The sequence below is a fragment of the Methanoregula sp. genome, from assembly GCF_049518935.1.
GTDB lineage: Archaea > Halobacteriota > Methanomicrobia > Methanomicrobiales > Methanospirillaceae > Methanoregula.
In genome coordinates this window covers 1-11,694 of the sequence record NZ_JBEKRH010000011.1, presented here as the reverse complement: position 1 = coordinate 11,694, position 11,694 = coordinate 1, and the positions used below count along the sequence as shown (strand labels likewise).

General features: G+C 52.3%; 13 protein-coding genes and 1 tRNA gene. 5 read left to right on the top strand and 9 right to left on the bottom strand.

The genetic code is table 11. The features are described 5' to 3' along the window. Positions 1-14: 14 nt before the first annotated feature. The 5 genes from ilvE to cfbA are packed head-to-tail and all read right to left on the bottom strand — an operon-like array spanning position 15 to position 5,022. Positions 15-887 (bottom strand): branched-chain-amino-acid transaminase, encoded by an 873-nt coding sequence (gene ilvE / locus ABSE13_RS08205; protein WP_424028030.1) that lies wholly within the window; start codon positions 885-887, stop codon positions 15-17. Positions 888-940: 53 nt separating this feature from the next. After that, positions 941-2,326, bottom strand: coding sequence for a Ni-sirohydrochlorin a,c-diamide synthase (gene cfbB, locus ABSE13_RS08200; protein ID WP_424028029.1), 1,386 nt, complete (start codon positions 2,324-2,326; stop codon positions 941-943). Then, positions 2,323-3,387: a Ni-sirohydrochlorin a,c-diamide reductive cyclase catalytic subunit gene (gene cfbD, locus ABSE13_RS08195; protein ID WP_424028072.1), complete on the bottom strand. Its 1,065-nt coding sequence runs from the start codon at positions 3,385-3,387 to the stop codon at positions 2,323-2,325. The genes cfbB and cfbD overlap by 4 nt, the downstream gene beginning before the upstream one ends. Before the next feature lie 5 nt (positions 3,388-3,392). Continuing rightward, a complete protein-coding gene (cfbE, locus tag ABSE13_RS08190; RefSeq protein ID WP_424028028.1) occupies positions 3,393-4,613 on the bottom strand; it encodes a coenzyme F430 synthase in 1,221 nt (406 codons plus the stop codon). Between the two features lie 7 nt (positions 4,614-4,620). Then, positions 4,621-5,022 carry a sirohydrochlorin nickelochelatase gene (cfbA, locus tag ABSE13_RS08185; protein ID WP_424028027.1) on the bottom strand — a complete coding sequence of 134 codons (402 nt, stop codon included), beginning with the start codon at positions 5,020-5,022 and terminating at the stop codon, positions 4,621-4,623. Positions 5,023-5,100: 78 nt separating this feature from the next. Between cfbA and ABSE13_RS08180 the strand changes: the two genes are divergently transcribed. The 5 genes from ABSE13_RS08180 to ABSE13_RS08160 all read left to right on the top strand — a co-directional run bounded on the left by ABSE13_RS08180 (position 5,101) and on the right by ABSE13_RS08160 (position 9,693). Continuing rightward, positions 5,101-5,553 (top strand): PDDEXK family nuclease, encoded by a 453-nt coding sequence (locus ABSE13_RS08180; RefSeq protein ID WP_424028026.1) that lies wholly within the window; start codon positions 5,101-5,103, stop codon positions 5,551-5,553. Positions 5,554-5,740: 187 nt separating this feature from the next. Continuing rightward, complete coding sequence (locus ABSE13_RS08175; protein WP_424028025.1) at positions 5,741-6,880, top strand: methanogenesis marker 9 domain-containing protein; 1,140 nt, start codon at positions 5,741-5,743, stop codon at positions 6,878-6,880. Further along, a complete protein-coding gene (locus ABSE13_RS08170; RefSeq protein ID WP_424028024.1) occupies positions 6,867-7,673 on the top strand; it encodes a triphosphoribosyl-dephospho-CoA synthase in 807 nt (268 codons plus the stop codon). The genes ABSE13_RS08175 and ABSE13_RS08170 overlap by 14 nt, the downstream gene beginning before the upstream one ends. Continuing rightward, positions 7,661-8,215 carry a DUF447 domain-containing protein gene (locus ABSE13_RS08165; protein WP_424028023.1) on the top strand — a complete coding sequence of 185 codons (555 nt, stop codon included), beginning with the start codon at positions 7,661-7,663 and terminating at the stop codon, positions 8,213-8,215. The genes ABSE13_RS08170 and ABSE13_RS08165 overlap by 13 nt, the downstream gene beginning before the upstream one ends. A gap of 71 nt (positions 8,216-8,286) precedes the next feature. Continuing rightward, positions 8,287-9,693 carry an ATP-binding protein gene (locus tag ABSE13_RS08160; protein ID WP_424028022.1) on the top strand — a complete coding sequence of 469 codons (1,407 nt, stop codon included), beginning with the start codon at positions 8,287-8,289 and terminating at the stop codon, positions 9,691-9,693. A 133-nt stretch (positions 9,694-9,826) separates the two neighbouring features. Here the strand turns inward: ABSE13_RS08160 and hypE are convergent, their stop codons facing one another. The 4 genes from hypE to ABSE13_RS08140 all read right to left on the bottom strand — a co-directional run bounded on the left by hypE (position 9,827) and on the right by ABSE13_RS08140 (position 11,658). Next, entirely contained in the window at positions 9,827-10,822 is a 996-nt protein-coding gene (gene hypE, locus ABSE13_RS08155; RefSeq protein ID WP_424028021.1) for a hydrogenase expression/formation protein HypE, read from the bottom strand. Between the two features lies 1 nt (position 10,823). Next, positions 10,824-11,162, bottom strand: coding sequence for a hydrogenase maturation nickel metallochaperone HypA/HybF (locus ABSE13_RS08150; protein WP_424028020.1), 339 nt, complete (start codon positions 11,160-11,162; stop codon positions 10,824-10,826). Then, positions 11,162-11,386 carry a HypC/HybG/HupF family hydrogenase formation chaperone gene (locus tag ABSE13_RS08145; RefSeq protein WP_424028019.1) on the bottom strand — a complete coding sequence of 75 codons (225 nt, stop codon included), beginning with the start codon at positions 11,384-11,386 and terminating at the stop codon, positions 11,162-11,164. The genes ABSE13_RS08150 and ABSE13_RS08145 overlap by 1 nt, the downstream gene beginning before the upstream one ends. A 187-nt stretch (positions 11,387-11,573) precedes the next feature. Further along, positions 11,574-11,658 (bottom strand) — tRNA-Ser (locus ABSE13_RS08140). Positions 11,659-11,694: the final 36 nt, after the last annotated feature.

The window sequence follows — 11,694 nt, the reverse complement described above, 5'->3', positions numbered from 1 at the left end:
CAAAAAAGAGAGCCCTATTTTTTATTGATCGGGTAACCTTCTTTTTCTGTCACTGCCTTGAATGCCGCCATCAGCTGCCGGGTCACCGGGCCGGGTTTCCCGGACCCGATAGTTCGCCCGTCAACCCAGGTAATCGGTGCTACTTCTGCTGCGGTACCGGTGCAGATCATCTCATCTGCGGTGTACAGATCGAAGTACCCGATATTCTGTTCTTTTACCGTGATGCCAAGGGATTTTGAAATCTCTAACACAACCATGCGGGTGATCCCCCGGAGGTTGTTGAGGGTCGGGGGCGTGATGATCTCGCCATTCTTGACAATGTAGAGGTTGTCACCGGATCCTTCCGAGATATATCCGTTCGTATCAAAAAAGATCGCCTCATCCCCACCCTTATAGTTCGCCTCGATCTTGGCGAGAATGTTGTTAAGATAGTTGAGGCTCTTGACATTCGGGGGCATGCATTCTGCCGGGTTTCGACGTACTGAAACGGTCACCGCTTTAAGGCCTTTCTCATACAGGTCGCCATACATCGCGCCCCAGGAAACCGCAATGATAACAACCGAGGCCTTCGGGCACTTGCGCGGGTCGAGGCCCAGGTCACCGACACCGCGGGTGATGATCGGCCGGATGTATGCGTCAGTCAGGTTGTTCCTGCGCAGAGTCTCGCAGATCGCATCGGCCATCTCTTCCTTAGTTATGGGGGGATGGAGATCAATCGTCTTTGCCGAATCAAAGAGCCGGTCCAGATGTTCTTTCAACCGGAAGATCCTTCCATGGTAAGCGCGGATGCCCTCAAACACCCCGTCGCCGTACAGAAACCCGTGATCGAAGACCGAGACACGTGCCTGGTCATCCGGGAGATACTTGCCATCAAAGTAAATGATCATAGATGATGATGGGGTGTTGTGGGTTTTGTAGTTTTTTCTTTTGAAGAAAAAAATCATCCCGAACGTTTTTGTTGCCGGCACAGGTCAACAAAATGCCGGAACATCCCGGCGCTTGCCACCGGGTGAAGATGTGTATAACTCCCGAGCGTATTGTTAATGACAGCGCCATCGCGGTTGTCAAGGATACCGACACCACGGGAAAGCCGGTAGGAAAACCGGGTTTCACGGGGGAGCACCACTTCTGAGTAATGGAACTCATGCCCGCGGAACTGTGCACCGCCCAAGGGAGAATCCACATCACAGGTTCCTTCAACATAACTGACAACACGACGGGCAGGCATCCGGGTTTCACCGGTAAATACGCCACACATCTCTGAGCTGCAATCCTTATCTCTTCCCTGCCAGCCTTCCTTCAGCAGCATGCGTTCCGTGAGGTACATCAGCCCGCCGCATTCTGCATAGACAGGGGTCCCGTTCCGGGAGGTCTCACGCAGGGCTTCACGCATACGGTTATTTGCTTCGAGTTCACGGGTAAAGAGTTCGGGATATCCACCACCAATGATATACCCGTCAGCATCCGGCAGACAGTCATGAATGGGGCTGAAAGGAACTGTCTCAGCGCCAAGCGTTGCAAGGATATCGAACAGGTCAGCATAATAAAAGTTGAATGCCTCATCAAACGCAACGCCGATCTTTACGTCACGAGAGGGGACCAGGTCAAAAAGCGTCGGTTCATTCCTGGAATCCGGGATCTCCTTCATCAGGGACCGGAGCCGGTCAAGGTCCACGTACCGGCCGATGATATCCGTGACCGTGGCGATACGGGCATCGAAGTCACCCCGGCCGGACCCTTCGCGATAGGGTACGAGACCCAGATGGCGCATAGCGAGCTGCATCTCCTCCATTCGCGGGATAGCACCGATAACGGGAACATTACAGTAATGTTCGATCGCGGTCACCGCTTTGGCCTTATGCGATCCTCCCTTGATATTATTGAGGATAACCCCGGCGATACGGATCCCGGGATCAAAGGACTGGAAGCCCTTCACGATGGCTGCCGCGCTCCGCGTGATACTCTGCGCCGAAACAACGAGAATCACGGGGAGATCCAGTTCCTTTGCTATGGCAGCCGTGCTCCCGGTATCGGTAAGAGCCTCGGCACCTTCGTATAGCCCACGGACACCTTCAACGAGCGCAATATCTGCTCCCCTGCACCCGAACCGGAAGATATCGCGAATCTGATGGTTGTCGAGCGTAAAACTGTCGAGGTTCCGGCAGGGCCTGCCCGAAACCGCCGCAAGGTAGGAGGGATCGATATAATCCATCCCGACTTTGAAGGTCTGGACGTTCTGTCCTTTTGCAAGAAGCGCGGCAAGGGCGAGGGTGATACTGGTCTTGCCGCTGCCGGACCGGTCGCCGGTGATAAGGATTGCCTTCATGGGAGACTCCGGAGCACAGCCCCGAATTCACTCTCAACGATCTCGCGTACACCGAGAGTTTTAGGATGGAGATCGATCTCCACAATCACATGTTTATGGCCGATCTCCCGAAGAGGAGCAACCTGCCTTGGACCATTGGTGATTGAGAAGCACTCGATCCCGTCCGTGAATTCAGGTGGAATCGCATGCGGAACACCGGCAATGAGCGCGAATGAGGGGGCAAGCTCACGGAGCCGTTTGCCAAGCTTGTCACCATTCGCTCCATATTCATCAAGTGCACCGATGAATTCCGGCTCTAACCCGCGTTTTGCCAGATCGTCAGAGATCCGCTGCGCATCGGCCCTGGTCTTGGGCAGGCCACGTTGTTCGAGGTTGACAATATAAGTGATGTCCGCATCCGGGCAGACGTCATGGAGCGCGAGTAATTCATCAGCAAACATGTAAGCGGTCTCTTTCTTCGCATTCAGGATAGCAACACCCTTTGCCCCGCTTCGTGCGCATTGCAGGAGATCCTGAGCGGTTTTATGCTTGAGATCCCCGCGGGAGGCCTCGATATATGATTTTGAGGCCGCCCCCCTGACGCGCTCGATTTCGTTGGCCTTCTCCATCATAAAACGCTGCCGGGAAAGTTCCTCGGGAGAGAGCCAGCCGGCCTTCTCCGCAGCCTCAAGGGTTGAGAGGACGCCGGCAATATTCTCGAGATAACCCGCGTGAATATCCACTGCAATTGTGGGAGTTATCACACCCGCCCCGTCAATTGCTGACTGGAGATCTTCTCCGATGATCATGGAAACGCAGGTACCTACAACAGCCATTCGCCGGGGTTTGAAGTGATCCTCGGCATACCGCAACACATCCTCCAGCGGTTTCTGGCCACCGAAGATGAACTCATTGTCGGCAAGCGAGGTTGTCAGGACACGCATTCCATCCTCTTCGAGCAAGCGGGCGTGCTTGAACGAGCAGCCGGAAGGCCCGTGCAGGATTGCAACATCCACGTTAAGATCACGGGCCGTGTACAGGGCTGCGACAATCGAGCTTGGTCGGGGGTGCATATATTTCACAGGTATCATCTCCATGTTTTAACCGCGAGGACAATGGATCCCGAGGGAGTTCTGCTCTTTGCGAGGGCGAGTCCCTCATCGAGAGTCTGCACGTGAGCGGTGACAAGCGGGCCAAGACGGATATATTCGGGTGTCCCGGGATCAGGGAACCGGCCGACCCAAATCAGGTGTACCGGTCTTATCGCTTCAACTGCTGCAAGCACCTGATCAGGCGTGAAGCCTTCACATACTGCTCCATCCCCCTCCTGCTGCCCGATCACAAGCGTCAATTCCTCACTACCGGTAGTACTACGGGCGTACCGGGCTGCATCTATTGTAGTGACGAGATTTGTACCGCTGTTTGAGTTGTCCAGTACAAGAATGGTATTCTCATACGAGACCGACATCCTGCCGATGAGCGCGGCAAACGAGGTCAGCGGTGAGGGATCGATGCCAATGATCTGTGCAGCGGTAGCGGCAAGCTGGAGTGGAGCATTGTAAGCCGGGAGAGCCAGCAGGGGGTTGGTGAAACGATGGGTTTTACCATCGAGCGTGAGGGTGCATTCCGTACCGTCACACGATGCCACATCCTCAATATGGATCACACTATCCCGGAACTCTGCCCGGATTCCTTCTGCAAGAAGCAGGTGCCTGCAGTGTCTGGCCGAGGCAAGCTTTGCAGTGATCGCATGTTTCTTCCCAGCAGCAAAGGTATAATCCTCATCAGATGTGAGTATCGCAAGTGTGCCAGCTCCGGTGACTCCCAGCGATTCCTCAACAATCAGCCAGCCATGGATCTCCCGTGCGAGTTTTACCGCTGCAAGAACCGATCCCGGGGTGATGCTGGTTCTCGATATCCAGTTCTTTTCCGGGAAACGGAAGGTACCTGTAGAAGTATGCAGGATGCCGTTTCCCGGTAGCAGCGAGGCCAGCGCGTGTGCTGTTGTCGTTTTGCCCCGGGCGCCCGTGATCTCAATCATGGGTTGAGGTAGATCAGAGCCGAGAAGCTGCCGTACTGCCTCATGATGTGTGATCACCGGTACCTGTGCATGTTTCAGGAGCGGATGATCCGGATCGAGATGGACCGGCGCAACGATAAGATCATAGGTTCGTAAGAGCGCGGCCCGGACATCCACGCAGCTATCTCCCCGGTACACGTCAACAAGATCCACCTGGTCACCGCGGGATGCAAAGGCTTCACTGAGCAGTTTCCCACCGTGGATTGTGTCCAGTACCAGGATATGCATAAAAAAATCAGAGATTGGAGAGGGCTTTGTTGGCATTCTTGATCATGAGATCGGCAAGCAGGGGATCGCTGCCGATTGGACCTGCATACAGGAGAGGGATCGTCTTCCCGTTCATCACGAAACTTCCTTTCCTGGACCCCTCGGGCAGTCCAATCTCGCCGGGAATGTCTTTTTCAATGTGGACTCCCCGTGCAAGGAACAGGGGAACGACAACAAGCGCATCGATCGGTTCCTGCCGAAAGGCCTCGAGTGATTCCCTGATGGTAGGCTTGTTCATGTTCATGAACCCGCATTTCACGATAAAATCCGTATTCTGATTTCGGATAAAAGCTGCTGTAGTCTCGATAAGTTCCTGATTGTAGGGCATCGTGCTTCCATGACCTACGAGTAACATTCCCTTCTTACTCATATAGCATTAAGTATTACCGGGCAGATTAAAAATTATTACGAAATGGTTTTTTTAGCGATTGCAGCCAATTGGTAATAAATGAGTGATTTTGAGCGGGAGATTGTCCACTGCCTCAACCGTTTTTTCAAGACCCGCCACATCCAGGGGTTTGCCTACCGGCTTAAACAGTATAAGTTCACCAGCCAGTACGTGGACGTACTTGCAGACTCCCTCAACCCTACCTATTATCTCTCGATCGAATGCAAGTCCATCATCGACAAGAAACTCTACTTCTCCCAGCACTTCCACTCTGACAAGAAGAGTGTTCACCAGATTGACGCTATTTCGGATTTCCTCAGCAAGACCGGGCGAATTGGGTTCCTTGCAGTGGAGTTCCGTCAGGGACCGGGCAAAGCCAGCGAAGCATATCTCATCCCGTGGACGAGTGTTATCGAGCACTTCCGGAACAACAAGGGGATCAGTATTGAAGATGCCCGGGCCTGTATCGTACTTACGCGTTCCAAAGACGGGTACGTGCTCGAAGGCTTGTGATATACCGGTACATCCGGTTGAACAATCGAAGACCTCGCGCTTCGCGTTCAGTCTTCTCCTGCTCCGGTACATGCTTCTCTCCAAGTCTATCCCGGTGCCCACCCTGCTCGCCACGGGATTAATCGTGCGCATGTGCCGGAGCAAACCCAAAGTAATTTGTTTGAGCATCGTCAACAAATATCAACTTATGATGGATGCATTTGAGCGCTTTGGGTTGCTCATCAACGATCGGGTCGTCCGGACACCCGTGGCCATCGCGTCCATGGCGGGGATTGTCGATGCGGGCTATGTGCTCGAACGGGCGAATCATATCGGCATCGCATTCATCGGGGGATATTCCATTGATGGTCCGACAATGGAAGCAGCACGGGAGATCGCTTCTTCCGGTGAGAGGAAGGAATTTGTCTATGACGACCCGGTGATCGAACTCAAAAACCAGATCGATCAGATGGCAAAGAGCGACGTCATCCTGGGGATCAATCTCCGTGGCAGTTCGCCGGAATCATTTGGCGGCATAGCCCGGGCGCTGGGCGACAGCGTAGTGTATGAGGTCGATGCTCATTGCCGGCAACCGGCAATGGTAGCAGCCGGTTCCGGGGAATTTTACCTGAAACATCCAGAAAAGCTTATCGCCGTTGTTCGTGCCCTGAAATCCGAAAGCGTGACCGTATCAGTCAAGATACGGGCCGGAGTTGCTGACGATGACCGCAAGATTGTGGGCGAACTCTGGAAAGCGGGAGCTGATATTCTCCACGTGGATCTCATGGATTTTGGCACGGCAAAGCTCCGGCAGATCAGGAATACATGCCCGCTCATGCTGATCGCCAACAATTCCATCACCACATTCGATCGCATGAAGGACATGCTCTCCCATGGGGCGGATCTCGTCTCCCTCGCACGCCAGTCGGATATCAGGACCCTTGCCGGGCTTGATGCAGCCATTTCGAGGTACGCTGACGAAGAGGGATGGTATAACGCCCCAAAACAGCTCTGCCGGGGCGGCGATATCCGGTCCCTAACGTTCTGTTGCATGCCGGTAAAAGAGTGCCCGCTTATTCCAGCCCTCTCACGAATCAACATGCCCAAAGAAACATACATTAAAATGAAACTCGAGGCGGTTCGCGGTACACAGCTCGATGACGGTAAACAGACCTGCTTTGGCAGCCTTTCCTGGTGCTGCAAAATCTCATCTCCCTGCATGTTCCGGGACATGACTCTTAAACATGCTGGGATTTCCAAGAAAGAGTATATGCGCCTAAAACGCGATCTCTCTAATACGTTAATGAGCCGGGTATTCCATGACAACACTCCGGATGAAGCCAGTTGAACGTGCGCAACTCGCCATGATGCTCGAGGTCTGCGCGTACCCAAAGCCGGGCAACGTGGATCGCTGCCATGATTATCCCGACACCCGGCTTGAACACTTCCTTGCGTCAACCATTCTTTCGCGTACAGCTCTTGAAGAAGCAGAGACGGGAACAGGCCGTATCGGTGAAATTATCAAGCATGCCGTCAGGGATACAAATACACACGGGGGAGGCAATACACATTTTGGCGCATTTATTCTCCTTATTCCGCTCGTATACGGCAATGATATTCCGGGCGCCATGAAAGCCATTGAAAAAACGGATGTGTCCGATGCAATAGCATTCTACAAGGCCTTTGCCATGACAACCGTCCGGATGAACGCCACGGATGAGCTCGATGTCAATGATCCGCATACCCTCACGGTGATCCGTGACCGCGAAATGACACTGATGGATGTGATGACCCATTCTGCTGGCTATGATATGATAGCCAGGGAATGGGTAACCGGCTTTCCGTTAACACGGAGGGGTGCTGATATACTTATCCGGACCGGCCCAGGACGGGATGCAATTGTCCAGATGTTCCTGTATCTCCTTGCGACCGAGCCAGACACGTTCATTATTAAAAAACACGGTTCTGCGGTAGCCACGGAGATTATGAGGGCAGCTCGAGATGTCCTCGATGGAAAACGAACTGCCGAGAATTTGGATGCAGAATGTATTAGAAGGAATATCAACCCGGGATCTATAGCGGATATTGTTATTGCATCCATTTATATCGCACTCGGCGAGGGATGGTCATGGGACTCTTAAAACCGGGCATCAATGAGGTTATCGCTACCACCACCTTCAATGCAGCACCTATCGGCATTCATTTCCGGAATAACACGGCACACATGATACTCTTCCGGGGAAGCCACACGTTTGAGAATATCCAGCGGGACGGCTGGGTCGTGGCGAATTTTGTTCAGGATCCGATCATATATGTGAAGACTGCTTTTGAGGACCTAACCCCGGAATCGTTTGTCGATGAGACTGTCGGAGATCTGACCATGCAGCGGCTAACCGGGGCTGATGCATGGGCCGCATTCACAACTACCATCGAAAGGACAACATCCGAATCCATGATCGTGTCGCTCTCACTCAGGAAAGAAATTATCGAGGATCTTATCTTTCACCCTGTCAACCGGGGTTTCTGTAACATAATCGATGCAACAGTCCACGCCACCAGATATGTGGAAAACCGGGACCAGGCATTGAAGCAGCTGATCGATTACCATGCCGGGATTATCAGAAAGTGCGGGGGGAAACGGGAACTGGCGGCCCTTGACCTGCTGATGCACCACATTACATAACAAGCAGGTAAATATCTTGAGTTTTTGTTCTCACCACGGATCTATATATTTATCACTGATCGTTACTACTGTTGATCACAGACCAGTCCATCCATGAACCGGTGTCTGAGGCTACCATGACGATGCGGCCATTATCCCGGAAAAAGCAGATGCTCTACGATGTCTGTAGCATCTCCAGCATTCTTGCAGCAATTGTTATCACCTATTTCAGTCTGACTTCAGGGATATACGACGTATTTCCATATTTTTATCTGATCCCGATCATCCTGATTGCCTTCTCGCGTCCCAATATGAGTATCTATGGTACGGTGCTTGTTGGGTGGCTGTACCTTGCACTGGTATTTGTGATCGGGCTTCCCAATACCCGGTTGTACGCGGTAGCGACGGTATGGTTTTATATATTCGTCTCCCTCGGGGTCTTGATCTCCACCTACTCTCAGGTCTACCGCAGGGAAGGCGAGAAGAGTTGCGGGGCTTATTACAACTCACAGGCAGGTGTATTTAGTTACGATCGCCGGAGCCTCAAAATAACAGATGCCAACAAAAAGTTCGCTCATATAATCCGGTACGAATGTGATGAGCTGATGCAGAAATCCCTGCCGGACCTCATCCCTGACCGGGTTGAACGGGAGAGTTTTATCGCCAAAGTCAGGGACCTGCACAGGGTCGGGGATATCGAAGTCAGGTTCCGGGCATGGGATGGCAGCATGCGGTGGGCCCTTGTGTCTGCGGCAGAAACCGGTGAGCCCGGCATCATATGCACGGTTGTTGACATCACCGACAACAAGCTCTCCCAAGAGGCCCTGACGCAGGCGAATAAGAAACTCAACCTGCTCAACAACGTGACACGGCATGATATCCTCAATCAGCTCACCGCACTCCTTGGGTATCTCGAATTATCCAAACAGGATACCAAGGATCCCCACCTTCTCAAGTACCTGATGAAGGAAGAACAGGCGGCAAATGCGATCCGGAACCAGATCCTGTTCACCCGGGATTACCAGAACATCGGAGTCCACTCCCCTCAGTGGCAGAACATCGCGGAGATTGTATCGCTTGCAATGGCAAGCATCGACCTCCATCAAGTACTGGTGAATGTCAAAATGCCACCTCTCGAGATCTATGCGGATCCCCTCCTCGAAAAAGTCTTCTATAACCTTATAGACAATTCAATCCGGCATGGAGAACAGGTCCGCGAGATCACTATCAGATCAGAAGAATCCGATGACAGCCGGGATATTATCGTGGAAGACAATGGGATGGGGGTCCCTGACAAGGAAAAAGAACGGATTTTCCGAAGAGAGTATTTCAAAAACACCGGTTTTGGCCTTTTCCTCTCGCGGGAAATCCTGGCAATTACGAATCTTTCGATAAAAGAGACCGGGAAATACGGGAACGGTGCCCGGTTTGTAATTCATGTGCCTCGCGAAGCATATCGATCACTGGTGACACCGGATGCAGATTGCAGCAATGAATAATAGGTAATCCTCGTTTTTCTGCAGATCTGATTTCGTTGGCTGACTCCGAGAACCTTGGAATGAACAATTTTAAAAATTGCAAAAGATAAAAAAACTTCTTATTTAGATAATGGGCATGCTGATGATCATTGGATCAGCAGACACGGGGAACCGGATCACCCATAGGGGGTTCAATAAAGCGTTCTCCACCAATTTTCGTTTCCATGATCACATGGGCACCTTTCACGACGGTACCTATAATGGCTGCATCCTTCCCGTACTTGTGGGAGTGAAGTGCAGCAAGGATATTCTCTGCGTCCACTGCCGGTACTCCCATAATGACCTTGCCCTCATTAGCCACTTCAAGCGGGTCAATCCCCAGCATTCCGGCAGCACTTTTCACGCTCTTCCGCACGGGTATGGTTTCTTCCCGTATCCGGACACATATACCGCTTTTGCGGGCCATCTCATTGATTGCGCTGGCAAAGCCGCCGCGGGTCGGGTCTTTCATGGCATGAATGGTACCTGCTTCAAGTACTTTTTCCATCATCTTCCAGAGCGGGGAGACATCAGAGAGGATCTGTTCTCCGAGATCAAATCCTTCCCGGTGAGCCATGATTGCAATACCATGATCGCCGAGTGTCCCGGATGCGATGATCACATCGCCGGGAACTAGACCATTGTCTCTAACAACGGTTTTCGCAATCCCTATACCGGATGTGTTTATTGCAATACCGTCAAGGGCACCACGTTCAACCACTTTGGTATCACCGGTGACAAGGCTGGCACCCGCCTCACCCAGCGCTTCGTCCATGGAAGCGACAATCCGTGCAAGATCATCGATCTCGAAGCCTTCCTCAATGATCATCCCGCAGGAAAGAGCGATGGGCCTGCCCCCCATCATCGCGAGATCATTAACCGTCCCGCAGACGGAAATCCTGCCGATATCCCCGCCGGGGAAAAATATGGGGCGGACCACATGGGAATCGGTGGTGAAGACAAGGTTCTCACCATTGAATGGGATGACCGCGCCATCATCCATCGCTTCAAGACCAATCCCGCCGGCATTGTTGTGCCGGAACTTTGTAAGTGTCTGGAGCAGTTCACCCATTACTTCCCCTCCGGCACCATGCATCATGTTGACTTTCATGTTAGTCCTCCACCTCGATCTCTACATTTGTTACTACGATTTCCCGTCCCCTAACAAGTTCCGGTAGTGCCCCGCAGATTGGGCAGATATAGATCTCATCCCCGGCGTATCCGCAAGGGCATTTCGTTTTTGGCGATACCTCACGGCACTCAAGTACAGCCTGCCGGAACAGAGGATCCTCATCCTTGATAGTATCGAAGAGGAAGACCACCTGGTCCGGATTCACCATCGCCATTTTCCCGACTTCAACACTGATTTTTTTTACTTTTGTTGCTTTGTGCTCGTGCGCTGCGGTACGTGCGGTGGCGTACAGGTCATATGCGATAGAGTACTCGTGCATCAGTTCTCCAGCGCTGCATAAACCTGTTTGAAAATTTCGCGGGTCTCAAGCCCCTCTTCCCGGGAGAGCCGCTGGATTGCATATCCGACGTGGACAAGGACAAACTCACCGACCTTTACATCCACGAGATCGAGCCTGACCTCCTGTCGGAGGTCACCATAGTCCACGAGACCGATATTTCCCTCTTTTATTTCAATTACTTCCGCGGGAACTGCAACACACATCGATGATCCTCTGGTATCTCTAACCTGTACTGTGAGCGGTTCAACCACATAAAAACAGTGATATGACGCGTGAACAGAACCGTTATTCCGGATTATTGCTGTAAAATATTCCTGATGGATCTGAATGACAGACCATTTTCTGGTACTTATTGCATTGACAGGAAAATGTAAAACGGGAAAAATGTGACGCCGGGGAAGAGATTTGAACTCTTGAGGTGCAGGGCACCAGTAGCTTTCAAGGCTACCGCCTTCCCGGACTAGACTACCCCGGCAATGCTCCATATGTTGGTGGTCAGATGTAAAAAAGG